24 protein-coding genes are annotated in these 26091 nt (G+C 59.8%); 8 read left to right on the forward strand and 16 right to left on the reverse strand.

Going from position 1 to position 26091, the window contains the following annotated elements:
• The first annotated feature begins 116 nt into the window (after window positions 1-116).
• Together ACUTJJ_RS01145 and ACUTJJ_RS01150 are read left to right on the forward strand one after the other, a co-directional pair.
• Window positions 117-1175: a P1 family peptidase gene (locus ACUTJJ_RS01145; protein WP_445541026.1), complete on the forward strand. Its 1059-nt coding sequence runs from the start codon at window positions 117-119 to the stop codon at window positions 1173-1175.
• Window positions 1176-1194: 19 nt separating this feature from the next.
• Window positions 1195-2061, forward strand: a complete 867-nt coding sequence (locus ACUTJJ_RS01150; protein WP_445541027.1) for a D-amino-acid transaminase — start codon at window positions 1195-1197, stop codon at window positions 2059-2061.
• Window positions 2062-2068: 7 nt separating this feature from the next.
• Here the strand turns inward: ACUTJJ_RS01150 and ACUTJJ_RS01155 are convergent, their stop codons facing one another.
• From ACUTJJ_RS01155 to ACUTJJ_RS01185, 7 genes are all read right to left on the reverse strand, one after another.
• Window positions 2069-2965: a LysR substrate-binding domain-containing protein gene (locus ACUTJJ_RS01155; RefSeq protein ID WP_445541028.1), complete on the reverse strand. Its 897-nt coding sequence runs from the start codon at window positions 2963-2965 to the stop codon at window positions 2069-2071.
• Between the two features lie 128 nt (window positions 2966-3093).
• On the reverse strand, window positions 3094-4605 hold the full coding sequence (locus tag ACUTJJ_RS01160) for a serine hydrolase domain-containing protein (RefSeq protein ID WP_445541029.1): 1512 nt from the start codon (window positions 4603-4605) through the stop codon (window positions 3094-3096).
• Between the two features lie 234 nt (window positions 4606-4839).
• The gene (locus ACUTJJ_RS01165; RefSeq protein WP_142170126.1) at window positions 4840-5580 is read right to left on the reverse strand and encodes an ABC transporter ATP-binding protein; all 741 of its coding nucleotides are present in this window, start codon (window positions 5578-5580) and stop codon (window positions 4840-4842) included.
• Window positions 5577-6407: an ABC transporter ATP-binding protein gene (locus tag ACUTJJ_RS01170; protein WP_004443518.1), complete on the reverse strand. Its 831-nt coding sequence runs from the start codon at window positions 6405-6407 to the stop codon at window positions 5577-5579. Before ACUTJJ_RS01170 ends, ACUTJJ_RS01165 begins: the two co-directional genes overlap by 4 nt.
• Before the next feature lie 3 nt (window positions 6408-6410).
• Window positions 6411-7313, reverse strand: a complete 903-nt coding sequence (gene nikC / locus ACUTJJ_RS01175) for a nickel transporter permease (RefSeq protein WP_004433196.1) — start codon at window positions 7311-7313, stop codon at window positions 6411-6413.
• Complete coding sequence (locus tag ACUTJJ_RS01180; protein ID WP_186376787.1) at window positions 7310-8323, reverse strand: ABC transporter permease; 1014 nt, start codon at window positions 8321-8323, stop codon at window positions 7310-7312. Before ACUTJJ_RS01180 ends, nikC begins: the two co-directional genes overlap by 4 nt.
• 2 nt (window positions 8324-8325) lie before the next feature.
• On the reverse strand, window positions 8326-9921 hold the full coding sequence (locus tag ACUTJJ_RS01185; protein ID WP_445541030.1) for an ABC transporter substrate-binding protein: 1596 nt from the start codon (window positions 9919-9921) through the stop codon (window positions 8326-8328).
• A gap of 232 nt (window positions 9922-10153) precedes the next feature.
• Here ACUTJJ_RS01185 and ACUTJJ_RS01190 point away from each other — a divergent pair, with 232 nt between their 5' ends.
• Window positions 10154-11194 carry a dipeptidase gene (locus ACUTJJ_RS01190; RefSeq protein ID WP_445541031.1) on the forward strand — a complete coding sequence of 347 codons (1041 nt, stop codon included), beginning with the start codon at window positions 10154-10156 and terminating at the stop codon, window positions 11192-11194.
• Window positions 11195-11249: 55 nt separating this feature from the next.
• On the opposite strand, the gene ACUTJJ_RS01195 is transcribed toward ACUTJJ_RS01190, so the two are convergent.
• Complete coding sequence (locus tag ACUTJJ_RS01195) at window positions 11250-11543, reverse strand: hypothetical protein (RefSeq protein WP_063950295.1); 294 nt, start codon at window positions 11541-11543, stop codon at window positions 11250-11252.
• A gap of 277 nt (window positions 11544-11820) precedes the next feature.
• Between ACUTJJ_RS01195 and mprF the strand changes: the two genes are divergently transcribed.
• From mprF to ACUTJJ_RS01210, 3 genes are all read left to right on the forward strand, one after another.
• Window positions 11821-14421 (forward strand): bifunctional lysylphosphatidylglycerol flippase/synthetase MprF, encoded by a 2601-nt coding sequence (mprF, locus tag ACUTJJ_RS01200; protein ID WP_063950294.1) that lies wholly within the window; start codon window positions 11821-11823, stop codon window positions 14419-14421.
• A complete protein-coding gene (gene acvB / locus ACUTJJ_RS01205) occupies window positions 14418-15788 on the forward strand; it encodes a lysyl-phosphatidylglycerol hydrolase AcvB (protein ID WP_445541032.1) in 1371 nt (456 codons plus the stop codon). Before mprF ends, acvB begins: the two co-directional genes overlap by 4 nt.
• 159 nt (window positions 15789-15947) lie before the next feature.
• Entirely contained in the window at window positions 15948-17276 is a 1329-nt protein-coding gene (locus tag ACUTJJ_RS01210) for a telomere resolvase (protein ID WP_445541033.1), read from the forward strand.
• Between the two features lie 46 nt (window positions 17277-17322).
• Here ACUTJJ_RS01210 and ACUTJJ_RS01215 read toward each other — a convergent pair whose 3' ends face one another.
• The 7 genes from ACUTJJ_RS01215 to graD form a co-directional block, all read right to left on the reverse strand.
• Window positions 17323-18609: an MFS transporter gene (locus tag ACUTJJ_RS01215; RefSeq protein WP_063950291.1), complete on the reverse strand. Its 1287-nt coding sequence runs from the start codon at window positions 18607-18609 to the stop codon at window positions 17323-17325.
• A 220-nt stretch (window positions 18610-18829) separates the two neighbouring features.
• Window positions 18830-19168 (reverse strand): YciI family protein, encoded by a 339-nt coding sequence (locus ACUTJJ_RS01220; protein WP_445541034.1) that lies wholly within the window; start codon window positions 19166-19168, stop codon window positions 18830-18832.
• A complete protein-coding gene (graB, locus tag ACUTJJ_RS01225) occupies window positions 19161-20051 on the reverse strand; it encodes a hydroxyquinol 1,2-dioxygenase (protein WP_209091020.1) in 891 nt (296 codons plus the stop codon). Before graB ends, ACUTJJ_RS01220 begins: the two co-directional genes overlap by 8 nt.
• A 12-nt stretch (window positions 20052-20063) precedes the next feature.
• Window positions 20064-21119 (reverse strand): maleylacetate reductase, encoded by a 1056-nt coding sequence (locus tag ACUTJJ_RS01230; RefSeq protein ID WP_445541035.1) that lies wholly within the window; start codon window positions 21117-21119, stop codon window positions 20064-20066.
• A 3-nt stretch (window positions 21120-21122) separates the two neighbouring features.
• Complete coding sequence (gene tsdA, locus ACUTJJ_RS01235) at window positions 21123-22106, reverse strand: gamma-resorcylate decarboxylase (RefSeq protein WP_445541036.1); 984 nt, start codon at window positions 22104-22106, stop codon at window positions 21123-21125.
• A gap of 46 nt (window positions 22107-22152) precedes the next feature.
• Window positions 22153-23382 carry an FADH(2)-dependent resorcinol hydroxylase oxygenase component gene (gene graA / locus ACUTJJ_RS01240; RefSeq protein WP_445541037.1) on the reverse strand — a complete coding sequence of 410 codons (1230 nt, stop codon included), beginning with the start codon at window positions 23380-23382 and terminating at the stop codon, window positions 22153-22155.
• A gap of 37 nt (window positions 23383-23419) precedes the next feature.
• Complete coding sequence (graD, locus tag ACUTJJ_RS01245; RefSeq protein ID WP_063950285.1) at window positions 23420-23959, reverse strand: FADH(2)-dependent resorcinol hydroxylase reductase component; 540 nt, start codon at window positions 23957-23959, stop codon at window positions 23420-23422.
• Window positions 23960-24159: 200 nt separating this feature from the next.
• Between graD and ACUTJJ_RS01250 the strand changes: the two genes are divergently transcribed.
• The gene (locus tag ACUTJJ_RS01250) at window positions 24160-24591 is read left to right on the forward strand and encodes a MarR family winged helix-turn-helix transcriptional regulator (protein ID WP_445541038.1); all 432 of its coding nucleotides are present in this window, start codon (window positions 24160-24162) and stop codon (window positions 24589-24591) included.
• Between the two features lie 132 nt (window positions 24592-24723).
• Window positions 24724-25113 (forward strand): hypothetical protein, encoded by a 390-nt coding sequence (locus tag ACUTJJ_RS01255; protein ID WP_063950513.1) that lies wholly within the window; start codon window positions 24724-24726, stop codon window positions 25111-25113.
• A gap of 123 nt (window positions 25114-25236) precedes the next feature.
• On the opposite strand, the gene ACUTJJ_RS01260 is transcribed toward ACUTJJ_RS01255, so the two are convergent.
• On the reverse strand, window positions 25237-25863 hold the full coding sequence (locus tag ACUTJJ_RS01260) for an outer membrane protein (RefSeq protein ID WP_063950284.1): 627 nt from the start codon (window positions 25861-25863) through the stop codon (window positions 25237-25239).
• Window positions 25864-26091 lie beyond the last annotated feature (228 nt).

Here is a 26091-nt window from a genome sequence, read left to right on the forward strand (position 1 = left end):
TCCATTTTTGCGATGCCGTTTCCCGGCGAACTAGGCTAACGTCAAGTCAGAGCAAAGCTTTTTGCAAGCCGCGCTCGTTTCACATTTAGCCTACATTCCGCAAAAGTGATCGCCCGATGCATCAGACGACCCGCCCGAGACTGCGCGATATCGGTTTCCGGCCCGGCCATTTCGAAACCGGCCCGGTCAACGCCATCACCGATGTCGCGGGCGTAGCCGTTGGCCATTCGACCGTCATCGAAGGAGACAAAATACGCACCGGCGCAACCGCGATCCTGCCGCATGGCGGCAATCTGTTTCAGGACAAGGTGCCCGCCGCCTTCGCCGTCTATAACGGCTTCGGCAAGTTTGCCGGCTCGACCCAGATCGAGGAACTCGGCGAGCTCGAAACACCCATCATCCTCACCAATACGCTGGCAACAGGCCGGGCCATCGAAGCGATCAACCACCATACACTGACGCAGCCGGGCAATGAGAAAGTCGTCTCTATCAATGCCGTCGTCGGCGAGACCAACGATTCCCGCCTGAACGACATCCGCGCCGGCCGCCCGACCATTGAGGAAATTTCGGCCGCACTGCAAAACGCGGCTACCGGCCCCGTGGCTGAGGGCGGCGTGGGTGCAGGAACCGGTACAGTCGCCTTCGGTATGAAGGGCGGTATCGGCACCGCGTCGCGCCGCATCACCATTTCCGGTCAGACCTATACCATCGGCATTCTCGTACAGTCCAATTATGGCGGGCATCTGCTGGTCTGCGGCAAGCCTTATGTGAACCCGGAGCACAAGGACAAGGACGGCTCGATCGTCATCATTGTTGCAACCGACGCGCCGCTTTCCTCCCGCAATCTGAAGCGCTTGGCGGCTAGAAGCTTCGGCGGACTTGCCCGCACGGGTGCCGCGCTCAGCAATGGCTCCGGCGATTATGCGCTGGCATTTTCCACCGATGAGCGGCTTCGCCGCACGCCGGCGCGCCGCAAGGCCGTGACGGACTACCCTGAGCTCTCCAACGATGCGATTTCACCGCTTTTCGAAGCCGCGATAGAGGCAACGGAGGAAGCGATCCTCAATTCGCTCTGCACAGCAACCACGACCACGGGCTTCAATGCCGGCACCGGCAAGGTGTCCACGGTCGAGGCCATTTCCATCGACGCCCTTAATACCCTTCTTTCAGCCTGACCTTCCAGACGGAGTTTTCATGACCAGCCCATCCGGCCGCATCGTTTACGTCAACGGTGAATTTCTGCCCGAAGCGGACGCCCGCCTTTCCATCTTCGACCGCGGTTTTCTGTTCGGCGACGGGATTTACGAAGTCACCTCGGTTCTGGAAGGCAAGCTGATCGACAGCGATCTGCATATGGCCCGGCTGGAACGCAGCGCCCGCGAAATCGACGTCGCCCTGCCGGTCACGACGAAGGACATCGTCGAGGCCGAACGCCGCCTGATCGCCGACAACAATCTCGTTGAAGGCATGATCTATCTGCAGCTGACGCGTGGCGCCGAGGACCGCAACTTCCTGTTCTCCGCCGATCTGAAGCCGACGCTCGTCATGTTCACCCAGGCCAAAAAGCTGCTTGGCACCCCCGTCGAGGAGGCCGGCGTCTCCGTAAAGTCGGTTCCCGACCAGCGCTGGGCACGCCGCGACATCAAGAGCGTCTGCCTGCTGCCGCAGGTCATGGCGAAGCGTATCGCCAAGGCCGAAGGCTGTGACGAGGCGTGGATGATCGAGGACGGGTTCGTGACCGAAGGCGCGTCCTCCACCGCTTACATCGTCACTGCAGACAAGAAAATCATCACCCGCGGTAACAGCAACAAGACTCTGCCCGGCTGCACACGCCTTGCTGCTCTGCAACTGGCTAAGGAGGCCGGCTTCACGTTGGAAGAACGTCCCTTCACGCTGGAGGAAGCCATGAACGCCGATGAGGCCTGCCTGACGAGCGCCTCCAACTTCGTCGTCTCCGTCACCAAGATCGACGGCAAGCCGGTAGGCAACGGCAAGCCCGGCCCGATGGTAAGCCGCCTGCGCCAACTCTATCTCGAAAACGCCCGCCGCACGGCGATTTAAGCAGGTATCAACCTTCGAGAACCGCCCAGATACGCTCGACAACGGGCCGGCGGTTCTCTTTGGAACGGTAGAGCCTGATATCGACGGAAATGTCGAAACTCGGATCGGCTGCGCGCACCAGCGCGCCGCTATCCATCTCCTGCCGCATCAGGCTTTCGGGCACCCAGGCCACACCCCAGCCGGCCATCGCCATGGCTTTCAGCCCCACCGACATGCTGCCCTCATGCACCCGCTCGAATTTGGGCAGCCGCGCGCTCAGGAGATCGCGCAATAACGGCCCGAAGAACGACGCTTTTTCATAATCCAGATAGGCAAAGGGTTTTTTCGCATCCTGCTGAAGCGCGTGCAGCGGTGAACCATCTTTTGCGGGCGCTGAAACGGGAATGATCTTTTCCGCACCGAGCACGCGAAACTCGAAAAGCTGCGCATCAAGCAGCATCGGCACTTCGTGATGGGCATAGGTCAGCAGGAAATCGCTCTGCCCGTCCACCAGCGAATTGAGGTTTTCCTCCATGCTGCCGGAGTCGGGCCGCAGGACGGAAAACAGCGGGCCCGCCTTTTCGTTCACCCGTTTCAACCAGTCGGGAAAGAAGGTGAAAGACAATGTATGCAGCGCCGTCAGACGAACGGTTCTGGCATCCGCCCCCTCCTCCTGAAGAAGCGTCCGCCGCGCATGGTAGAGCTGTTTCAGCGTCTCCTGCGCCACCGGCACGAACTTCACGCCCGCCTCGGTCAGCCGCGACGGATAGGACGCGCGGTCGACCAGCGTCGCGCCCACCCAGGCCTCCAGCTGCTTGATACGCCGGCTGAAGGCGGACTGAGTGACATGCCGTTCATCGGCGGCCTTCGAGAAATTGAGCGTTCCGGCCAGCGCCAGGAAATCCTCGAGCCATTTGACTTCCACGGCTCACACTCCCAACAAAAAATCTTTCCGGTTATTCAGAAGCGTCTTTATTAGGTGCAATGAGGCGTGAATGAAACCCTCTTGTAAGGCGCAGACCTGCGACCAAATCGCCGGATCGGCCGGACGACCTAATGGCTGCGATAATATTCGATCATCCGCGCCCGGCTGGAGACGAGTTCGATCCGGTCGTTGCTGAGACGGTTGAGGCAGACGCGCTTCGTCCACGGCCCATCGATGAGCGTGAACAGAAAGCGGCCATTGCCGAGCGCCTTCAACGGCATGCTGCGACGCGTCGGGCCGATGCCCATCGTCAGCGACGGACCGCTGATGATAAATTCCGCGCCCTCATCCGAACGCCATGTTCCCGAAAGATCATTCGGCACCGTATGCTCTCCGACAGGCAGGAAACGACGGGCGGCGTGACCGGCCTCGCCGACAATGGCATCGCCATCTAACCTGAGACGCATCGGAGAAGATGCGGAGCGGGAAGAAACCCAGCCATCGACATCTTCATAGAGCGTGTCGTCGCCATCGATGAAGGTGGAGGTGCTGCCCTTGATCTCAAGCCACCACGGACCGCTTTCGGTCACATAAAGGCCTTCCGGCAGGCTGGCGGCCGGCTTGGGCAAAGGCAGGCCGGTCAAAGCCGCCATGCTTTCCAGCGCGATTTTGAAACCGTTGGTATCCTCGCGGTTCGAGACCACAACGAATCCCGTGCCATTTTCAGGGTCGAGCAGGAAGTACGTCTTGTAGCCGGGATGCGAACCGCCGTGGCCGACAAACCGGCGGTCGCCCAAATGCGACCAGCGCAGACCGAGGCCATATTCGCTCATCCGCGCGTCTGCGAGCGGCCGCTCAGCCGAAAGCCCGTCGAGAACACCCGCAAAGCTGTCCTCGCCCCGCATCAGCCCCTGAAGCCAGCGGGTCAGCGCATCGGCACTGCCTGCGAGGCTGCCGGATGCGGAGATATGCAGGCCGGCGGCGGAAAGCTGCCAGTTGTCTTCAGCTTTCCAGTAACCCGGCACCAGCCCGTTGACCGGATCGTTCCAGACGTCTGGTGCTTTCAGAAACACGTCGAACGGCGCAGCAATATACCGCTGCACAAAATCGTCGAAACGGAACCCATGGCGCTCCAGCGCCGCTTCCACCAGACGGTAACCGGTATTGGAATAGGACACCTCGCTGCCTGCATCGAAATTGAGCCGCGTCAGCCGGGACAGGTATTCGAGAAGCGGTCCGGCCTTCGTTTCGGTATAGACGGAAAGGCCAAGCAACGAGAGGCACTCGCGCGTATCCGGCAGGCCGCCGCTCATATCCAGCGCCTGCCCAACCGTGACATCGCGCAGCGGCGATTGCAGCTCCGGCAGATGTTTGCCGAGCGGATCATCGAGACCGATCAGATCGGAATACGCAAGCACCATGGCGCAGAAGGCATGTTTGGTGACCGAGGCATACCGCACCACGCTCTGCGGCGTAAAAGGTGCGAAGGTCGAGAGGCTCTCGACACCGCCGGCATGAGCGAAACGGATGCCATCGAGATCAAAACCGATGACCGCCCCGCCCGGCTCATTGTCCGCCCATTGTGAGACGAAGCTTTGCGAAAGGGTTGAAGCGGCATTCCAGTCGAATTGCTGTGACATTGTTCGATCTCGTGTCTCTATTGCAGCGTGCGAGGACAACAGGTTTGTCACCGGCATCGCCGCTTGTTTCTTCTCCCCGAGGGGGAGAAGGTGGCCCGAAGGGTCGGATGCAACGCAAGCGATAGACCCCACCCTTGCCCCCTCATCCCGCTGCCGCGGACTTCTCCCCCTCGGGGAGAAGAAGCGGGCGGCACCCGCTCGATCCATGTGTAATGTAGGCCGGGTGACCAGCCCTCAGGCCGGCTCCTCTAGCCGGATACTCAGGCTACGCAGCTCTTCCGTATGCGGATGTTTTGTCCGTCCCTCGCGCAGATCACCCGCGCTCAGCTGTTCCACCATCTCGCCATTCAGCATCACACCCACCTGCGGGCACAGATGCGCAATGACCGCCAGATTGTGGCTGACAAGAATATAGGTGAGGTTGCGCGCCGCGCGCAGGTCCTGCAACAGGTTCAGAATTTCCGCCTGCACCGAGACATCAAGCGCCGACGTCGGCTCATCGAGGAGCAGCACCTGCGGATCGGCGATCAGCGCACGAGCAATCGCCACGCGCTGGCGCTGACCACCCGAAAGCTGATGCGGGAACCGAAAACGCACCGCCTGCGGCAGCGCCACGTCGGACAAAGCCTGCTGGATGCGCTTTTCGATATTGTCCATGCCATGCACCAGCGGCAATTCGCTGAGGATACGGTCGATGGTCTGGCGCGGATGCAGCGACCCGTAGGGGTCCTGAAACACCATCTGCACCTGCCGGAAGAATTCCGGCGTGCGCTTCAGCGGCGCATCCTTGCCGGCAAAGGCAATGCGGCCTTCCCAGCTTTCGTTGAGCCCGGCCATGGCGCGCAGGATTGTGGACTTTCCCGAGCCGCTTTCGCCGACGATGCCGAAGCTGCCGCCCTTTTCCACCGAAAAGGACACGCCCTTCACCACTTCGCGGTCACCGAACTTGATACGGAGATTATCGACGTCGATCATTGGCTGGACCACGCTGCATCACGGTTGAGAACGGGAAGACGCTCGCGCGGATGCGTCAGCGAGGGAATGCAGTTCAGCAGTCCCTGCGTGTAAGGATGCTGGGCTTTCAAAAGCTCGGAAGCCTTCAGCTCCTCCATCACCCGGCCGGAATACATGACGGCAACGCGGTCGCAGAAATGCGAAACGAGCGGCAAATCGTGGCTGATGAGGATGAGGCCCATGCCACGCTCCGACACCAGCTCCTCGATCAGCCGCAGGATTTCCGCCTGCACCGTAGCGTCGAGCGCACTCGTTGGCTCGTCGGCGATCAGCAATTCCGGATCGGGGGCGAGCATCATGGCGATCATGACGCGCTGGCCCATGCCGCCGGAAACCTCATGCGCATAGGATGAGGCGACCTGACGCGGATTGCGGATTTTCACCTGATCGAGCAGGGCGATGGCCGCTTCCATGGCGGCACGCTTGCTGCCGCCCTTGTGGGTGCGCCAGGCTTCAGCCACCTGCGCGCCGATGGTCTTTACCGGGTTCAGCGAATATTTCGGGTCCTGCAGGATGAAGCCCGCCCGCTTGCCGCGGATCTGGCGCATCTGCCTTTCGCTGGCGGACAGCACGTCGATGCCGTCAAAAGCGAGCTTGTCGGCGCGGATATCGGCATTGGAGGGCAGAAGCTTCATCAGCGCACGCGCCGTCAGGCTCTTGCCCGAACCGGACTCGCCAACGATGCCAAGCTTCTCAGTGCCGAGCTTCATGGACACACCGCGCACCGCCTCGAAACGGCTGGTGCGGGTCTGGAAAGCGATCTTCAGATTTTCGATTTCGACCAGCATGGCTCAATGTCCCTTCGGGTCGAGCACGTCGCGCAGACCATCGCCGAGGAAGTTGAAGGCGAGCGAAACGAGGAAGATGGCGATGCCGGGAATGGTGGCGACCCACCATTGTTCGAAGATGAAGCGCTTGGCCGTCGCAATCATCGCGCCCCATTCCGGCGAAGGCGGCTGCGCGCCCATGCCGAGGAAGCCGAGGCTTGCGGCAGTGATGATGATCGAGCTCATGTCGAGCGTGATCCGCACGATAAGGCTCGGCACGCAGAGCGGCGCGATGTGACGCGCAATGATGCGCCAGGCGGAAGCGCCGGTCAGGCGATAGGCCGCAACGAAGTCGCTGCCGCGGACCGTCATGGTTTCGGCGCGCGCCAGACGCGCATAAGGCGGCCATGCGGTGAGCGCGATGGCGAGAATGGCGCTTTCGACACCCGGCTTCAGCGCCGCGACGAAGGCGAGCGCCAGAATGAGACGCGGGAAGGCCAGGAACACATCCGTCACCCGCATCAGCACCGTATCGACGATACCGCCGAAATAACCGGCGATACAGCCGATGGCGAGCCCGATGGGTGCCACGAGAACGACGACGGCAATGACCATGCCGAGCGTGACGCGGCCGCCATAGAGAATGCGCGAGAGAATGTCGCGGCCAAGCTCATCCGTGCCGAACCAGTGTTCGGCGCTGGGGAATGCCAGTCGATTGCCGAGATTCTGCGTTGCCGGATCGTAAGGGGCAAGCAGCGGCGCCAGCAGCGACAGCGCGATGAAGAGAACGATGATCGTCAGACCGATCACTGCCAGCGGATTGGACTTGAGATTGAGCCAGATGCGATATCGGTTGCCCCAGGCAGCCTGTGTTCGCGAATGCGGCGTTTCATCCAGCGCCCAGTTTCTGAAATTAGCTAACATCATCGAACGCGAGGATCCATAACTCTGTAAAGCACGTCTGCGAGCAGGTTGAGGGCGACATAGATGAAGCCGATCAACAGGGTTGCGCCGACGACCGGGTTCATGTCCGCGTTCATGAGCGAGACGGTGAGGTATTGACCAAGGCCCGGCCAGCTGAAGACGGTTTCCGTCACCACGGCGCCTTCGAGAAGGCCGGCATAGGTGAGCGCGAGAACGGTGACGAGCTGCACGGCGACCGTCGGGAAGGCGTGGCCCCAGATCACGGTCATGGCCGAAAGCCCCTTGGCGCGGGCGGTGATGACATATTCACCCTTCAGCGCATCGATCATAAAGGCGCGCGTCATGCGGGTAATATAGGCCATGCTGAAATAGGCGAGAATGCAGACGGGCTGCACCATATGGGCGATGGCGTCGTAAAAGGCGTCCCAGTCGCCGGCAAGCAGCGTATCGACCGTCATCAGGCCGGTAACCTGCGTGATCATGCCGTCATAGATGATGTCCTGCCTGCCCGGTCCCGGCGCGACGCCAAGCGTGGCGTAAAAGACCAGCAGCGAAATCAGCGCCAGCATGAAGACAGGCACGGAGTGACCGGCGAGGCAGACGACGCGGATGACCTGATCGGTGAGCTTGCCCTGCCTCACGGCGGCCCAGACACCAAGCGGAATGCCAATCAGTGCAGCGAGGATAAGCGCTGCGGTGGCAAGCTCGAAGGTGGCGGGGAAAACGCGCTTGATATCGATCCAGACCGGATTGCGCGTCAGGATCGAATTGCCGAAATCGCCATGCAGGACCTGCGAGACATAATGGAAGAACTGCACGACCAGCGGCTGGTCGAGACCCATTTCGGCCCGGACCCGCACGATGACGTCTTCAGGCGCATTATCGCCAACCGCCGCGATGACGGGATCGACCGGCATGACGCGCCCGATCATGAAGGTGATGATCATCAAACCGAACAGCGTCAGGAGGACGCTGCTCAGTATCGACGATATGCTTTTAACGCGCTTGTTCAATGTCACGCTTTCTTCGCATCGTGGTAGGAATTGCCCTCGGAGAGAACGCCGAGTTCGAAGCCGGAAACGCCTTTGCGGAACGCGGCCGTCTTCGTGGTCTGGAACATGAACACGAAGGGGCTGTTTTCCATGTGCTCGCGCTGCAGGGCTTCATAAAGCTCCACGCGCTTTGCCGGATCCTTTTCGTCACGCGCGGCTTCCGCCTTGGCGGCAAAGTCGTCGTTCTTGAAGCGCGAACGCCACAGGAAGGGCTTCGACTTGGCGTCGTCGCCATTGTCCTTGTTGATGTTGAAGACATCGGCGTTGGAATGCGGATCGAAATAATCCGTGCCCCAGGCCGACAGCGCCATCTGATGTTCGCGGGCGCGCATCTTGGTCAGGACCTGGCGGTTCTCGGCCGACTGCAGACGTACCTTGATGCCGATATCGGCAAGGTTTGCCTGGATGGCCTGCGCCAGATCCGGATAAGGCTGCGCGGAATAATGGTCCATGCTGATTTCGAAACCATCGGCAAGGCCGGCTTCGGCCATCAATGCCTTGGCCTTTTCGACATCGCGCTGGAACGGGATGTCGTTGACGGCGCCGGGGAAGCCCTTCGGCTCGAAGCTCTGGTGGATTTCGTGCGTCAGCGGCACGATGTTTTCCTGCATGCCCTTATAGTCCAGCGCCCACTTGATCGCCTGCCAGACCTGCGGCTTCGCAAGGTTCTCATTGCCCTGATTGAGCGAGATCAGCACCAGCGAGGCAATGGACTTACGCTCCAGCTCGATGTTGGCGTCGTCCTTGACGGTGCGCAGCTGCTCCGACGTCAGGTCACGGGCGATGTCGATATCGCCCTTCTGCAGCATCAGAAGCTGGGAAGACGGATCGGTAACGTGACGCAGGATGACGCGCTTGATATTGCCCTTGTAGGGCCCATTCGGGTTGACCGTCAGAGCGACGCTATCGCTCGGCTTCCAGGCCTGAAGCATGAAATCGCCCGAACCCGCGCTGTTCTTCTGCAGCCAGCCATTGCCGAGGTCTTCACCGGACGCATTGGCAAGAACCGCCTTCTTTTCGACGATCGCGCCGATATTGGCGGAAAGGCAATAAAGCAGGAAGGAGATGGCGGTCGGCTTTGCCGTCGTCAGCTTTACCGTCTTGTCGTCGGCGGCAACAATGGTCGTTTCCGCGTTTTCAGGCGTGAAGCCGAATTGGCCGATGATGAAGGCCGGGCTCTTGTTCATCTTGATGGCGCGCTGAAGCGAGAACGCAACGTCTTCCGCCGTCACTTTCGCACCGCTCGCGAAGGTCGCATCGTCGCCGATCGTGAAGGTAAAGACCTTGCTATCGGCATCGGCTTCCCAGGACTTGGCGATGACGGGATCGACCTTGGTAGAGTCCTCGCGGTTGGCGCGCACCAGCTTCTGATACATGTTGGAGATGATTTCACCGCCGACGGCTTCGAAACCTTCATGCGGGTCAAGGCTCGTCATATTGTCCAGCTGCTGGGCAACGACCAGAATGTCCTTCGGTGTCGCGGCAAATGCCGGAATGCGCGCATAGGACAGGAACGGAACGGCAGCACCGGCAATCAACAGGTTACGTCTTGAAATCATCGAAAATCCCCTTTCGGACCTTATTTTTCAGAAATTGATGGGTTCGCCCCAATCCAGTCGTTTTTTTTATGTTTCCCGCGATTACCATGAGCAAACGAGGCCCGACCAATTCCAAATTTGGCAGAGCCTATGCACGGATTGCATTTGCTCCCGGCTTGACCTTTCCTCTACCAATTCTGAAAACTCTCCCGCAGGCGCGTCCGCGCAACCCCGTTTCCGAAGGTGAATGACCATGACCGATCTCAAAACCGTACCCGTCTTCGACGGTCACAACGATGTACTTCTGCGGTTATGGAAATCGGGCAACGTCTCCCCCGAAATACTTCTGATCGAAGGCGACACTGTCGGCCATATCGATCTGCCCCGTGCAAAAAAAGGCGGCCTCGTCGGCGGCCTCTGCGCCATGTACGTGCCGTCGCCCAGCATGGAGAAGGACGCCAACGGTGATTTCCCGACACCGGCAGAAGCCGATGCGCTGAAAGCCACGCTTGCCATGGCGGCCCTGTTGTTCCGCGCCGAGAAACAATCCAATGGGGCGCTGAAAGTCTGCCGCACGGCCGCCGATATCCGCAGCGCCATGGCCAAAGGCGCCTTCGCCTCCGTTTTTCATATCGAGGGCGCGGAAGCGATCGGCGCCGATCTGGATGCGCTGCACGTTCTGCATGAGGCGGGCCTGCGTACGCTCGGACCGGTCTGGAGCCGCCCGAACATCTTCGCTTATGGCGTTCCCTTCCGCTTCCCCTCGACACCGGATATCGGCCCCGGCCTCACCGATGCAGGCAAGCGGCTGGTGAAGACCTGTAACGAGCTGAAGATCATGGTCGATCTGTCACACATGAACGAACAGGGTTTCTGGAATATCGCCAGGATTTCAGACGCACCGCTGGTGGCATCGCACTCCAACGCTTACGCAATCTGCAACCACAGCCGCAACCTGACGGATCGTCAGCTGGACGCCATCCGCGATACGGGTGGCCTCGCTGGTATCAACTTTGGTGTCTTGTTCCTGCGCCAGGACGGTGTGAAGAACCCGGATACCGACCTCAACGAACTCGTCCGCCATGTGGACTATATCGTCAACCGGATCGGAATAGACCACGTCGCACTCGGTTCGGATTTTGATGGCACCACTATTCCCGCCGCCATGAAGGATGCGGGCGACCTGCAATTGCTGGTCGAAGCCCTGCGCAAGGCTGGTTATGACGACGAGGCACTGGCCAAGATCTGCCACGGCAACTGGATCCGCGTATTGGAAAGAACCTGGGGCGCTTAGCGCTTCCAGTTTTGCACTCCGGCGCTATGCGCCGGAGGTCTAGAGCGGCGAGGTCTCAGACCTTGGCCGCTTTTTTCTTGCCCGTGGCACGAAACGCAAAAAGTCCGGCAATAAGACCGATCAGAGCCCATTTCATCGGCAGTACGTCTGCTGTCTCGCTGCGGATCGGCCGCACCGTCACGGTACCCGGACGCGATTCATAGCCCGTCTGACCTTTCGCCTGCGCCTCGGCGATCTGTTGCGGCGAAACCACCCACTCGGCCCCACGCATCTTATCAAACGTCATGTAGCCGCCTCCCGCCACGAGGGCGACGACGAGCGCAATCGCTATTCTAGTCGGCATGTTCATATGCATCTCCTTCCATCGAAAGGAGCGTGTAGTTGCATTAAATGCCACCACCAAGCAACCGCCGCGTTTAATTTATTGATGTTTTAGCAGGCGACGATACTTCCACATTTTCAAGTTGCATTCCGGCTGTTAAATTTGTCAAAATCTGGCGACAACCTGCACAAACTTCACATCGACACGTCACGCAATTCTGCTAAGCAAATTTCCTCAACCGAAACGAATTAGCGACACAATCCTGTGGTTCGCCAACCAACGGGACTGGCGCTGGAAAAAGTAGATGGCAGACAAGAGCGAAGTTATAGAGACGGATATTACAGAATCCCCGGTTGAAAGCTTTTTCGCCAGAAACCGGCCCTATCTCACGGCCATTGCCATAACGCTCATCTTCGTGATGATGACGTTTGCGATTTACCGTCTCACATCCGAAGTGCGATATGACGACGTTATAGCCGCTCTTCTTGGCACGTCGTTTTCCGCCGTCCTGCTGGCAATCGTCTTTACCGCACTAAGCTTCCTCGCACTGATCTTCTACGATGCGAACGCCATCGAATATGTCGGCAAGAAAGTCCGTTTTCCATCGATGGCGGTCACGGCCTTCGCGGCCTATGCCATCGGCAATACGGCCGGCTTCGGTCCGCTGAGCGGCGGCGCCATCCGCTTTCGCGCCTATTCCCGACTCGGTCTTTCGCCGGGGGATATCGCCCGTGTCATCGCTTTCGTCACGCTTTCTTTCGGCCTCGGACTGCTCTCGGTCAGCGCGATCTCCACCTTCATCGTCGCACCGCGCATCGCCTCGATTATCAACGTCGATCCGGCCGTTCTGCGTGGCGTTTCGCTCGCGATCATCGCCGTGCTCGTGACCACGGCCTATATCGGACGCAACGGCAAGGTCATCAAGCTCGGAAAGTGGCGGCTGCGCCTGCCCGATAGCCGCACCTCGTCACAGCAATTTCTTGTCTCCGCGTTTGACATCGCCGCTTCAGCCTCCGTGCTCTATGTGCTTTTGCCGGAAACCCATCTCGGTTGGCCGACCTTCTTCGCCATTTACGCCACGGCCGTCGGTCTCGGCGTTCTCAGCCATGTGCCCGCAGGCCTCGGTGTTTTCGAAACCGTCATGGTGGCGGGGCTCGGCAATGCCATCAGCGTCGATCAGCTGCTCGGAAGCCTCGTTCTTTACCGCGTGATCTACCATGTGCTGCCGCTGGTGGTCGCGATTCTGGTCATGATCGTTTCCGAGACGAAACAGTTCGCGGCCAAACCCGTTGTGTCGGATATCAGCCAGCTTGCCGTCAGGCTCGCTCCACCGCTGCTTTCCACCTTCGCCCTCATTCTCGGCACCATGCTGATCTTTTCGAGCGTAACGCCGACGCCGGACAGCAATCTCGATTTCCTCTCGAATTTCGTGCCGTTGCCCATCATCGAAGGCGCACACTTCCTGACGAGCATTCTCGGCCTCGGCCTCGTCGTCGCCTCCCGGGGCCTCGGGCAGAGACTGGACGGCGCATGGTGGATCGCACTCGTTGCGGCCTCCCTCGCCCTTATCCTCTCGATACTTAAGGCCATCGCTGTCTTTGAAGCGATCTTCCTCGGCCTCTTCATCGTGGCACTCGCCTTCAACATGCGTAGCTTCAACCGTCACGCCTCGCTGGTAAAACAGGCGCTCGGTCCAAGCTGGATCGCCGCGATGATGGTGATCATTGCAGGCGCGGCAACCATTCTGCTTTTCGTGTACCGCGATACGGATTACAGCCACACGCTGTGGTGGGAATTCGAGTTTTCGGAAGAAGCGCCGCGCGGCCTGCGCGCCCTTCTCGGCCTCGTCCTTGCCTCCTCGACCATCGCCATTTTTAGCCTCATGCGCCCCGTCCGTTTCCGCCCGGATGCCGTCGAGGCGGACGATATTGCCAAGGCGACGGAAATCGTCATGACGCAGGACGCCGCGGACGCCAATCTGGTGCGCATGGGCGACAAGCATGTGATGTTTTCCGAGACCGGCAATGCCTTCATCATGTACGGCATTCAGGGCCGCTCGTGGATCGCCTTCGCCGACCCCGTCGGGGACGAAGAAGACTTCCCCGATCTCGTCTGGCAGTTCGTCGAATCTGCCCGCGGAGCCGGTGCCCGTGCGGCCTTCTATCAAATATCGCCTTCGCTTCTGTCCCATTGTGCCGATGCGGGCCTGCGCGCCTTCAAGCTTGGGGAGCTGGCCCTCGTCGATCTCACCACGTTCGAGCTTAAAGGCGGCAAGCTCGCGACACTTCGCCAGTCTCTGAGCCGTGGCGCACGCGACGGGTTGAGCTTCGAATTGATCGAAAAGGCCGATGTTCCGACCGTTCTCGATGATCTGAAGCAGGTGTCGGACGGCTGGCTTGAGCATCACAATACCCGCGAGAAACGCTTCTCGCTCGGTGCTTTCGAACCCGCCTACATTCTTTCGCAGCCGGTCGCGGTCTTGCGCAAGGACGGCAAGATCACCGCTTTCGCCAATCTCATGGTGACGGACACCAAAAAGGAAGCGACCATCGATCTCATGCGGTTTGCGCCCGACGCGCCGCGCGGCGCGATGGACTTCCTGTTCGTCAGCATCATGCAGCATCTCAAGGAAACGGGCTACCAGAGCTTCAACCTCGGCATGGCCCCGATGTCCGGCATGTCGAAGCGTGATGCCGCACCCGTCTGGGACCGTATCGGCAGCACGCTGTTCGAACACGGCGAACGTTTCTACAACTTCAAGGGACTTCGCGCCTTCAAGGCAAAGTTCCACCCGAAATGGGAACCGCGTTACCTTGCCGTGCAGAACGGCGCAGACGCCGCTCTGGCGCTGATGGATGCGACGGTTCTGATTAGCGGCGGCGTCAGAGGAGTGATCGGCAAATGATGAAACGCAACCTGATGGGGGCATTCATTGCCGCCTCGACGTTACTCTCCTCGTCGATCGCATTTTCCCAGGACAAGCCATCTTACGAAACGGGCATGATCCCGGCCGACCACATCATGGTGCCCGATGGGGATATTCAGGCCAGCATCTTCCTGATCTCCGATGCCAATGGCTGGACGGATGCCGACGAGACCCGCGCCAAGGCGCTCGTCGAAAAAGGCGCCGCCGTCGTCGGTATCGACTTCAAGGAATATCTTAAGGCGCTGGAGGCCGATGATGACGAGTGCATCTACATGATCTCGGACATCGAATCGCTGTCGCAGCAGATCCAGCGTACCGCCGGCACAGGCAGTTATCGCCAGCCGATCGTCACAGGCATCGGCAAGGGCGGCACGCTTGCGCTCGCCATGATCGCGCAAAGCCCGGTTTCCACCGTCCGCGAGGCGGTGGCGGTGGACCCGAAGGCGGGCCTGCCCCTGGAAAAAATTCTCTGCACCCCGGCAACCAAGGACAAGGTGGATGGTGAAACCGTCTATGGCCTCACAGATGGTCCGCTTCCGGCACCGGTCAGCGTCATCTTCACCCCTGACGCCGACCAGAAAGGGCGCGACCACGTCAACGCGCTTGTAAAACTGCATTCCGACATCGACGTCACCGACATTACCGACAAAGCGGACGAGGTGCTGACCCAGACCCTTTCCGACAAGGTCGATGCGGCCGGAGACAGCGACAACCCGCTCGGGCTTCCAATCACCGTTCTGGAAGCGAAACCTGTGATGGACACCATGGCTGTGATCTATTCGGGCGATGGCGGCTGGCGCGACCTGGACGAGGAGGTCGGCAGCGCCCTTCAGAAACAGGGCGTGCCGGTCATCGGCGTCGATGCCCTGCGGTATTTCTGGAAGGAGAAAGAACCAAAGGAAGTGGCGAGTGATCTTGCCCGCATTATCGAGACCTATCGCAAGGAATGGAAAGTTCGCAATGTCGTGCTGATCGGTTACTCCTTCGGCGCCGACATCATTCCCGCCACCTACAACCTCCTGCCCGACCGGGTGAAATCTTCCGTTGCCCAGCTTTCGCTGCTCGGCCTTTCCAACGAAGTGGATTTCGAAATCTCCGTTCAGGGATGGCTGGGCGTGGCCGGCGAAGGCAAGGGCGGGAAGACCGTCGATGACATCGCCAAGATCGATCCCAAGCTGGTGCAATGCGTTTATGGCACCGAGGAAGAGGATGAAGACCCGTGCCCCGGCCTCAAGGCAAAGGGTGTCGAAACCATCGGCATCGAAGGCGGGCACCATTTCGACGAGGATTACGAGGCGCTTGCCAAACGCATCGTCACCTCGCTGAAAACCAGGCTGGCGAAATAATCCGCTAGTTCCCGCTGGCAGTGAAGCTTGCGGAATCGATCAAACTATTATTCAAAAGAAACCGGCCTGCGGCGAATGTTCATCACATTCCCGCAACCGTTCTGTGGTTGATCGCCAACCATGGATTTACATTTCCGGACCGGTTCAGGGAGCCGCCCCATGCTCGCCGCAAAACGAAAAACAAAAACACCGGTCCTCGTGGAACGCATCGATCAATTCGTCAGCCAGGTCAAAGAGGCGATGAAAAGCGACGACGCTTCGCGAAACAGGAAAATCCGCGATCTCTGGGATGCCGAAGTCCGCTATCATTTCGACAATGGTCGCACGGAAAAGACACTCGAACTTTACATCATGAAATATCGCAATGCGCTGAAGGCCGAGTTCGGCCCGAAGAGCACCCCGCTTGCCATCTGCAACATGAAGAAGCTGCGGGAGCGGTTGAACACCTACATCACCCGTGGCGATTACCCGAAGACCGGCGTGGCGACATCGATTGTCGAAAAAATCGAGCGGGCGGAATTCAACACCGCCGGCCGGAAACCCACTGTTCTCCTTCGCATCGCCGATTTCATTGCCGCGATGAATGGCATGGGCGCGAAGCAGGACATGCAGGCCTTGTGGGACGCCGAAATCGCCATGATGAAGGGCCGGGCCCAGACGACGATCATTTCCTACATCACCAAATATAGGAACGCGATCCGCGAAGCCTTCGGCGACGACCATCCGATGCTCAAGATCGCCACCGGTGATGCCACGATGTATGACGAGGCACGCCGGGTCAAGATGGAGAAGATCGCCAGAAAACACGGCGCGCTGATCACCTTCGAGAACTACGAGCAGGTTCTAAAGATTTGCGCCGATAAACTCCTGTCGGCCGATCCCCTGATGATCGGCATCGGCCTGATCGGCATGACAGGGCGCCGCCCGTATGAGGTCTTCACTCAGGCGGAATTTTCACCTGCCCCCTATGGCAAGGGTGTTTCGAAATGGAGCATTCTCTTCAACGGTCAGGCGAAGACGAAGCAAGGCGAGGGAACGAAATTCGGGGTGACGTACGAAATTCCGGTGCTTGCCCGATCGGAAACCATTCTGGCAGCCTATAAGCGCCTGCGTGAAAGCGGGCAGGGAAAATTGTGGTATGGCATGTCGATCGACGATTTTTCGTCAGAAACACGCCTGCTGCTGCGCGACAGGGTTTTTAACCTCTTCGAGGATATCTGGCCAAAGGAAGAGCTTCCCAAGCCCTATGGTCTCAGACACCTCTATGCGGAAGTCGCCTATCACAATTTCGCGCCGCCGCATGTCACCAAGAACAGCTATTTCGCCGCTATCCTCGGCCATAACAATAACGACCTCGAGACCTCGCTGTCCTATATGACCTACACGCTGCCGGAAGATCGCGACGACGCGTTGGCGCGCTTGAAACGGACCAATGAGCGGACATTACAGCAGATGGCGACGATCGCGCCGGTGTCCCGTCGGGGATGAGCGGCCAGCCGCGGATTTTCAGTCCCGCGGCCGGCAGTTCTATTCGTCAAGCCCGCGCGTCGCCGGACGTGCGGTAAAGCAGGGTCAAAACGGTGAGCATCAACCCAACGAGCGCGACTGAGCCGAAAATGTAGAAATTCCACTCCGGCGCCAGCCCCCTTTGCAACACCAGCCCGCCGATCATCGGTCCGGCAATCCCGCCAAGCCGCCCGACCGCCAGCGAGAAGCCGAGACCCGTGCCGCGAATATGGACAGGATAAAGCCGCCCGACCAGGACATTGGCCAGTATCTGGGTTCCGATGGTGCCGGCACCCGCAAGGGCGACGAGGGCATAAAGAAGCGGACCCTTGTTGACAGTCAGGGCGAAGATCGATGCAGCGCCGATGGCAAACAGGATCGCCACCACCACCTTGACGTTGCCCTTGTCTGCAAAACGTCCGCCAATAAGGATGCCGATTGCGGCACCGACATTGAGCATGACGGCGAAGCTGAGCGCCGAGCTGATGTCATAACCCATCTTGTTCATGATGGTGGGCAGCCAGTTGACCATGCCGAAGGTGAGCAGCAGCGAGCAGAAGTGAATGCCCCATGCATTCAGCGTCGAGGCCAGTCTGCCTTCCGAGAAGAGCGCACCGACGCCACCCTTCTGCATTTTTGCGTGCGGCACGATGCGTTGCAGACCATAACTGTCGCAGATGCCGTCAGCCTCCGCCTGCCGGCCTTTACTCGCCAGCCACTCCGGCGATTCCGGCAGGAACCGCATGAAGATCGGCAGCAGGATCAGCGGCAGGCCGCCGATCAGCATCAACGGTCGCCAGCCATAACTTTCCAGAAGCAGCATGCCCATGACGCCGGAAATGATGCCGCCGATAAGGTAACCCAGGAAGGACAGGGAATTGGCCTGCGCCCTGCGCTGCGGCGGTGAAAATTCCAGCACCAGCGCGGTCACCGTCGGTAACAATGCGCCAAGGCCAAGACCAGCGAAGAATCGGGTGATTTCGAAGGCCAAAAAATTCGGCGTCATGGCCGAGGCAATCATCATCGCCGAAAAACCGGCGAGGCTGAGAAGCACCACCTTCCGGCGGCCGATACGATCGGCCATGGTGCCGGCAAACAGTGCGCCGAGCAGCATGCCGACCAGCGTCAGGGCGGCCGCGCGCCCGACCATGGCCGGGTTAAGCGCCCAGGCGCCTTCTTTCAGCAGCGCCGGTGCGACCGCGCCATAAACGACCAGATCGTAGCCGTCGAACATGATCATGAGGCCGCATGTCGCGATGACGCCGGCCGGGTTCTTCGTCCGCACGGAAGCGGCGCTCAGATAATTCGTGGACATATTCCTCCCTTTCACGCATGAACGCGCCATCCGGTATGGATTAGCGTCTCCCCGTCCCTGCATTATCCTGCTTGAGTGCCCGGCAGGCTCCACCCTGATATGTGCCCTGCTCCTGTCAAGCCACACGTCGCCGATATCACTCACTGTCGATTAAATGTTGCATTTGCAAAAATTGCAAATGAAATATTGATAAACGCCGGTCGCGTGGCGACGGCTGAAATCAGCGGGATTCCAGCCCGGAAATCGTTGACAGCGTCGGCGTCCAGTTCAAAATGCGAATGCGATTATAGACCCCGTGAACAACGAAGGGATCGGCGTCGCTGAAGGCGATAAAGTCCTCGAGAGAATGCGCCTCAGCGATGACGAGCGCCGCGGGCGGACCACCGTCACCAGCGCTCATCGGCCCGGACGCCAGGATACGAAACCCTTCTGGCTTCCCTTCACCATTGCGCAAATGGGCCTTGTGCGCCTCCATCTGCGCCGCCCGCTGCTCAGCGGCGCCGGCATCGCTTTCGGCAAAGCGCACGTAAAGCTTCGGTAGATTGCTCCGTTCACTCATGGGCAAGCACGAAATCGTGGTTCACAGACCAGAACCAGTCACCGACAAAACCCAACTCCCGTGCCTTCTCCCGATCCTCGACCCGCTCGAAATTCGCCAGCAGGCTTTCCTTCACGCCAAATACCGCATCGGAGCGAATGTAAGGATCGTCCGGATCGAAAATATGGGTGACGAGCGTCGTGAAGCTCTCGGCCGAAACGATGTAGTGCAGATGCGCCGGGCGGTACGGATGCCGCCCCATCGCCCGCAACAGCCGCCCCACCGGGCCGTCATCCGGTATCGGGTAATATTTGGGTTTCGTCGCCCGGAACCAGTATCGCCCGTCTTCGCCGGTAACAAAGACGCCGCGGAGGTTGAAATCGGGCTGGATACCCTTTTGCTGCACGTCATAAAAGCCCTCGTCATTGGCCTGCCAGACATCGATGCGCGCGCCCGCGACCGGCGCGCCTTCGGTATCGAGAATGCGGCCGGCGACGACCATATCCTCGCCCTTACCGTCAAGACAGATATTGGCGCCCATCGGCATTTCCGGCGCATCGGCCACATGGAAGGGACCAAGAACGGTGGATTCGGATGCGCCGCTCGGCTTGCGGTGGTTGATGGCATCGACCAGCATGGAAACACCGAGAATATCGGAAAACAGGATCCATTCCTGCCGCCACTCGTTGCAGATCTGGCCCACTTCGGTAAGGAAATGAATGGCCTTCATCCATTCCTCCTCGGTCGGCTCGATTTCCTTCACCGCCTCATGCAGCTTGCGGGTCACGACCGCCATGATCTCCTTGAGGCGCGGATCGTCACAATCGCGCATTCGGGCAATCACGGTTTCGGCGGAGCGCTCCTCGACGAAATAGCCGTCGTCACTGGTCATCTTCATATCCATAGTCTCCTCCCGTCAGTCCGGCCGCCAGCCCTCGAAGGCGCGCTGCAGCAGGTCCCGGATCGCGTTTCTTTCAATCGCCCGCGGGCACCAGTAGGGGTTGGCCGTCGCAAGCTCGGCCATGGGGTCGAGATCGTCAGCCCCAACGCCAAGGGCCGCCAAGCTTGAAGGCGCGCCGAGCCGCGCGGCAAAATCGTAAAGCCCCGGCCCGGCCCGGCCGCCAACCAGTGCAGCCAATGGCGCGAGCAAATCCGGCGCGGCTTCCTCCACATAGGCGATGGTATGCGGCAGAAGCACCGCATGCGTTTCCGCGTGCGGCAGATTGAGACTGCCGCCGAGCGTGTGGCAAAGCTTGTGATGCAGCGACATGCCGACCGCACCCAGCACCGTGCCGCAAAGCCAAGCGCCATAAAGTGCCGTCTCACGCGCGTCGATATCGTCCGGCGCTTCCCGAATGACCGGAAGCGCATCGATCATTGCCCGCAGCCCGTCCACCGCCATCAGGCTGGCAATGGGGTTACGATCCCGAGCATAAAGCGCTTCCGCCGCATGTGCCATGGCGTTGAGACCACTCGTCATGCTGATCGAGACCGGCAATCCAAGTGTCAGTTCAGCATCATAGATCACCACTTCCGGCAGGATTTCCGGCCCGCGTATAGTGGTTTTCACGCCGTTTTCCGTCTGGCCAAGAATGGGCGTCACCTCGGAACCGGCATAGGTGGTCGGGATCACGATCTGCGGCGCTTCCGTGCGTAGCGCAACGGCCTTGCCGAGACCGGTGGTGGAACCGCCTCCCAACGCCACAACGCAATCCGCACCGGCAGCGCGATAGGCATCGACCGCATCCCTCGTCACCTCGACCGGCGTATGCATGGTCGCATTGGAAAAGACCCCAGCAGCAAATGGGCCGAGACGGGCGGAAAGCGCCTCGGCGTCTCCTTTTTGCTGTGGTGTGGAAAGCACCAACGCTCGCGTGAGGCCGAGACGGCGGATCTCCTCCACCACATCCGCCAGGCTGCCCGCCCCGAAAACGATGCGGGCAGGTGCGGCCGTGTAGACGAACGGCTCCATGGCTCAGGCCGCGTCGAGCTTGAACAGGCGGCGCGCATTGGTACGGCCGATCTTCACTCGATCCGCCTCCGCGATACTCGTCGCGTGGAACCAGTCGGAGGCATGGTCGATATTCTCGAAGGGCCAATCGGTGGAGAACAGAATGCGGTCTGCCCCGATTTCCAGAATGGCATCGATCAGCGTCTGGGTACGGAAATTGCCCGATGTGGTAATGTGGAAATTTTCGTTGAAGTAATCCACGAAACGGCGCTTAGCCGGATAACGCGGCGGCAGCTTCACCCAGGCGTTCCGATGGTCGATACGCCACATCATGTAGGGCAGGCCCTCGCCCATATGGCCGAGAATGATGTTAAGGCGCGGATGCTCATCGAACAGGCCTGATGCCATGAGGCGGAGCGCATGGACAGCCGTTTCCTGTGCAAAGGCCCAGGTGGGGCCGAGCAGCCAGGGATGGCCGTCATAGATACGCGAATCCTGCGGCAGCGGGTTGCGCGGATGCAGGTAGAAAGGCACGTCGAGCTTCTCGACCTCGCCCCAGAAGGGACGATATTGCGGCAGGTCGTAATAAAGCGGGGTCTGGCCATCCCCCTCCTGGCTGAAACCGTTGACGAGCGCGCCGACGAAACCAAGATCGTTGACGCAGCGCTGCAATTCCTGCGTCGCCGCATCGGGGTCCTGCAAAGGCAGGGCGGCAAAGGCGAGGAAGCGATCCGGCCGCTTGGCGCATTCTTCCGCCAGCGCGTCATTGGCGCGGCGTGCGATCTCGATCGACTTGCTCTTGTCGGGAATGGCCTGCACCGCCGGGGCATTCAGCGACAGGATCATGGTCTCGATGCCATGCGCATCCATCAGCTTCAGGCGCGTATCCTGAATGTCGAGCAGGCGGTGCTGCAGTTCCTTCCAGTAGTCGCCGGGCACGAAACCGGCCGAATCCTGAAGTGTTTCCGGGATTGCGAAATGCTCCTCGAGAGCGACCTTGCCTTGCATGTAGTTTCCTCCGAATTGCGCTGTTGGTTTGCCGCCTGAATGGCGGTCAATATTGGCCCTTGGGTTCGAGGCCGAGCATGCTCTGGCCGATCATGGTGCCGACGGCATCCCAGTTCATGCTGATGTGGCGGCCAACCGCATTGGCATCCCGCCAGGCGCGCTGCACCGGGTTCGCCAGATCGAGCCCGACGCCGCCGGTGGAGTCATTCAGCGCCTGTACCGCACGCAACGAGAGAGACACAGCAAAGGACTGGCCACGGCGGCTCAGAAGGCGATCGTCCACGGTAAATTCCGAGCAACTCTCGATGCGGGACTGTGCCAGCGCCTGAGCGCGCGAGACGTCGCGCAGCAAGATTTCGCAGGCTGCGTCAACACTCGCCGCCGCTTCCGCGACGCGCAGCTGGATGGTCGGGAATTCGGCCATGCGGTTATTGCCGCCCGCCACCGCACCGCGCGTAACCCGGCCACCGACATGATCGACATAGGCGGCAAGCGCCCCCTTGGCAGCGCCGACGCCGGCCGCCGCGAGACAGGAGGGGATGCCGGTCAGAAGCGGCATGTTGAACAGGCCCTCATGCGCATAATAGCGCCCACCCGGCGTGTGCCCGCTGGTTGCGTCCGGAAAGGTGAGGACCCGGTGTTCGGGTACAAAGACGTCATCAAGAACCAGCGTCTTGGAACCGGTGCCGGCCAGCCCAACCACATGCCAGGTGTCTTCAATGACATATTCGCTGGCGGGAACGAGCAGAAAGGCGGGAACCGGCTTTCCTTCGCCTTTCGGTGGCAGAATGGCGGCGCAGAGAGACCATTGTGCGTTTTCGCAGCCGGACGCGAAGGCCCATTTGCCGCTGAGGCGATAGCCGCCATCGGCAGCCTCCGCCATCTTGACCGGCGCATAGGAGCCGCATAGCAGAGCATCGGGATTTTCACCCCAGACATCGGCCTGCGCCTGTTCCGGAAACATCGCCAGCAGCCATTGATGGGCGGACAGCAGGCCGGCGACCCAGCCCGTCGATGCACAGGCCGCCGAAAGCTCTATATTGGCCTCCACCAACTCGGCAAAATCGCCACCCTTGCCGTTAAAGGCTCGGGGCTTGACGACATCGAAATAACCGATGCCACGCAGCGCCTCTATATGGCTCGCAGGCACGCGCCGCGCCTCCTCCGTCTGCCTCGCGCTGGAGCGGAAAAGATCGGCTATGCCGACAACGCGGCTGGCGAGGCGGACATGCGGGTTCGTTTGCACCGGCTGCGGCGCATGGCTCATATCGTTCATGATTGTCTCCTTGCGGGAATGCTCTGACCGCGGAAATTCAGGCGGGTTCGTGCGCGGGGCTTGCCGCGCAATATTGGGCGTTTTCGTAAAGCAGCGGCCGCGTCGTCTCGCTGACATCGGCCGAGACCACCTGTCCGATGAAGACGGTATGGGTTCCATAGGGCATGGCCGCAACTCGGCGGCAGGCGATGGCAGCATGGGCCGTGGGCAAATAAAGGACGCCATTCTCGTGGCGCTGCCAACTGCCGTCACGGAAACGCTCCTCCGGCGGCAGCTTGCCGCTGAAGCCATCCGAAAGCGCGATCTGGTCCTGCGTCAGCACGTTGACGATGAAATCGGGCCGGCACAGCAGCAATTCATGCAGAAGGGTACGATTGTTCAGACAGACCAGCAGAGACGGCGGCTCCATCGAAACCGAGGTGACGGCCGTGACCGTCATGCCGTGATCGCGCTGATCACCGGCGGCGCAGGCGGTGATAACAGTTACAGTTGCCGGGAAACGCCGCATCGTCGAACGGAAATTCTGGCCGACGCCTTCAGGCGCAAGACTGCTCAGGCCAAACAATGCTGATGTCATGAGATCCTCCCAAATCCTGGTTCTTGTTTATTTTCATTTGCAACATTTGTCAATGCAAATGTTTTCCGTCTTTTTTTCGCCAGAGGGCCTGCTCTTCCCGGCGTTGTGGCGCGACACTATTGAAACCGATGGATTGTGCCGGTACAGCCGATAGGCGCACATCTGGATCTGGCGCATGGTTCTCAAACAGGGATTTGCTTGTGTCTTATCAGTTCACCGACTCGGTACCCTACCTGCTCAACTGGGTGGGCGTTCGACTGGGCGAGCGTTTTTCCGTGAGACTGACGTCCTACGACATCACGCTGCCCATGTACCGCGTGCTGGCGACGCTCCGACAACAGGAAAGCAAAACGCTGACCGAGCTTTCGGACATGGTGTCGGTGGAAATTTCCACCCTGTCGCGACTGGTGGGGCTGATGGTGCGGCGCAATCTCGTCAGCCGCGAGCGGCCGGTCGACAACGCCCGCATCGTGCGTATCACCCTGACAACAAAAGGCGAGGAACTTGCCGACGAGCTCATGCCTATCGCGGCCATGTTTGAAAAAACCGCGATCGAGGGCCTCGACCCGGCCGAGGTGAAGCTTTTCAAGAGCATCCTGCGCCATATCGGCCTGAATATCGCCGGTCTCTGAGAGCGGCGTCAGGGCGCTCAATCGCTGGAGGCGGAACCAGCAAACCAGAGCTCTCCAGGCCCAAGGCATGCAATGTTTCTGCAATGGCGGATTCCTATTCTTGCGGAACCTTACGCGGATGAAAGGAATCCCATGCCTGAAAGATCGTCAGTGGCCGTCCCGGCAGCAATCGTCCTCGTCGCCGGCGTATCGCTGCTGCTGACGGCCTGCGCATCGACCGTCATGAAAAGTTATATCGGCGCGCCGATTACCAGCGTGATGCTGGATTACGGCCCGCCGGACAATATCTACAGCCTCGGCCCCGGCCAGCAGGCCTATCAATGGCGCAAGAACAAGACACAGGTTGTCGCCGGCTCCTCAAGCGGGATAGTGCGGACGACCCGGCATGGCGAGCGGTATGAAATGTCGGAAACGCCGGGTTATGTCGAGCGCATCGATTGTTATTATACCTTCTACACCCGCAATTCCGGCAGCGAGTGGTATGTGACGAGCTTCCGGCAGCCTTCACTCGAATGCGAGTGATTAGGATTTCGGACTGTTGCAGCCAGTCTGTTTTTCGCTCCACGCCGTTATACCGCCGCCTCCACTTTGAAAGCGGCGGTATTTTTTTAATTTCTCCCTGGAAGCCTTCATGGAAGGGGCCGATCAGAAGCGATAGTTCAGACCGGCCTTGAAGACATGATCGCTGACATCGGTCTTCGACCGGCCGCTGGATGTCGTCGTGGCCACATTTCCCGTGTTCACATAATTATATTCAAACTTAGCCGACAGGCCGCCGCCAAAGCTCTGTTCGACGCCGGCGCCGACAAGATACCCCTGTTTCCAGCCGTCGGGACCCGTCACGCCATTGCCATCCTTAAACTTCGTCGTGGTCAGGCCGGCAGTGCCGTAAAGAAGCGTCTGATCGAGCGCCACACCTGCCTTCAGTTTGGCCGCACCCCGGAAACGCTCACGCAACCGGCCGTTCGGCACACGCGCATCGTTTCCGAGATAGGAGCCTTCCACTTCCGCACCGACGACACCGGAGCCGAACTGGAAATTGTACCCCGCCTGAACGCCACCCGTCAGGCCACGGCCGCTGGCCAGTGGACTGAACTTTGGAGAGGCGACACCGCCATGGGCACCGACATAGGCCCCGCTCCATGAGAAAGCCGGCTGATTGCCGTAGTCGAAGGATTGCTGATTGTAGTTGGTGAGATCGGCGGAATAAGCGTTGCCCGCGACCGCGACGGCAATAATGACGGCGGCAAGTGATTTCTTGATGATCGACATGAATGACTCCAGACGAAACCGCTGCGCCAAGGCCTGGCGCCCGCAAGGTTTCAGTTCGCGTTGAAGAACCGGAAACCGGTTCCCGTTTGTCTCCTGCGCCCAATCGGCATGACATGCCGATGAGCTCAGCAGATAAGGGCATCTTCCCCACGAGAATTACGCCTGCATTGCACGCGACCAATTTGACTATAAATAATTGATTTATTTAATATAGTTAGAGGATTTTGT

The organism is Agrobacterium sp. DKPNP3 (genome assembly GCF_052686535.1).

Bases quoted from the DNA above. Each gene is read 5' to 3' on its own strand.
- ACUTJJ_RS01145 (WP_445541026.1), top strand. From the start codon at position 117: ATGCATCAGACGACCCGCCCGAGACTGCGCGATATCGGTTTCCGGCCC.
- ACUTJJ_RS01150 (WP_445541027.1), top strand. From the start codon at position 1,195: ATGACCAGCCCATCCGGCCGCATCGTTTACGTCAACGGTGAATTTCTG.
- ACUTJJ_RS01160 (WP_445541029.1), bottom strand. From the start codon at position 4,605: ATGTCACAGCAATTCGACTGGAATGCCGCTTCAACCCTTTCGCAAAGC.
- ACUTJJ_RS01165 (WP_142170126.1), bottom strand. From the start codon at position 5,580: ATGATCGACGTCGATAATCTCCGTATCAAGTTCGGTGACCGCGAAGTG.
- ACUTJJ_RS01170 (WP_004443518.1), bottom strand. From the start codon at position 6,407: ATGCTGGTCGAAATCGAAAATCTGAAGATCGCTTTCCAGACCCGCACC.
- nikC (WP_004433196.1), bottom strand. From the start codon at position 7,313: ATGATGTTAGCTAATTTCAGAAACTGGGCGCTGGATGAAACGCCGCAT.
- ACUTJJ_RS01185 (WP_445541030.1), bottom strand. From the start codon at position 9,921: ATGATTTCAAGACGTAACCTGTTGATTGCCGGTGCTGCCGTTCCGTTC.
- ACUTJJ_RS01190 (WP_445541031.1), top strand. From the start codon at position 10,154: ATGACCGATCTCAAAACCGTACCCGTCTTCGACGGTCACAACGATGTA.
- ACUTJJ_RS01195 (WP_063950295.1), bottom strand. From the start codon at position 11,543: ATGAACATGCCGACTAGAATAGCGATTGCGCTCGTCGTCGCCCTCGTG.
- mprF (WP_063950294.1), top strand. From the start codon at position 11,821: ATGGCAGACAAGAGCGAAGTTATAGAGACGGATATTACAGAATCCCCG.
- acvB (WP_445541032.1), top strand. From the start codon at position 14,418: ATGATGAAACGCAACCTGATGGGGGCATTCATTGCCGCCTCGACGTTA.
- ACUTJJ_RS01210 (WP_445541033.1), top strand. From the start codon at position 15,948: ATGCTCGCCGCAAAACGAAAAACAAAAACACCGGTCCTCGTGGAACGC.
- ACUTJJ_RS01215 (WP_063950291.1), bottom strand. From the start codon at position 18,609: ATGTCCACGAATTATCTGAGCGCCGCTTCCGTGCGGACGAAGAACCCG.
- ACUTJJ_RS01220 (WP_445541034.1), bottom strand. From the start codon at position 19,168: ATGAGTGAACGGAGCAATCTACCGAAGCTTTACGTGCGCTTTGCCGAA.
- graB (WP_209091020.1), bottom strand. From the start codon at position 20,051: ATGGATATGAAGATGACCAGTGACGACGGCTATTTCGTCGAGGAGCGC.
- ACUTJJ_RS01230 (WP_445541035.1), bottom strand. From the start codon at position 21,119: ATGGAGCCGTTCGTCTACACGGCCGCACCTGCCCGCATCGTTTTCGGG.
- tsdA (WP_445541036.1), bottom strand. From the start codon at position 22,106: ATGCAAGGCAAGGTCGCTCTCGAGGAGCATTTCGCAATCCCGGAAACA.
- graA (WP_445541037.1), bottom strand. From the start codon at position 23,382: ATGAACGATATGAGCCATGCGCCGCAGCCGGTGCAAACGAACCCGCAT.
- graD (WP_063950285.1), bottom strand. From the start codon at position 23,959: ATGACATCAGCATTGTTTGGCCTGAGCAGTCTTGCGCCTGAAGGCGTC.
- ACUTJJ_RS01255 (WP_063950513.1), top strand. From the start codon at position 24,724: ATGCCTGAAAGATCGTCAGTGGCCGTCCCGGCAGCAATCGTCCTCGTC.
- ACUTJJ_RS01260 (WP_063950284.1), bottom strand. From the start codon at position 25,863: ATGTCGATCATCAAGAAATCACTTGCCGCCGTCATTATTGCCGTCGCG.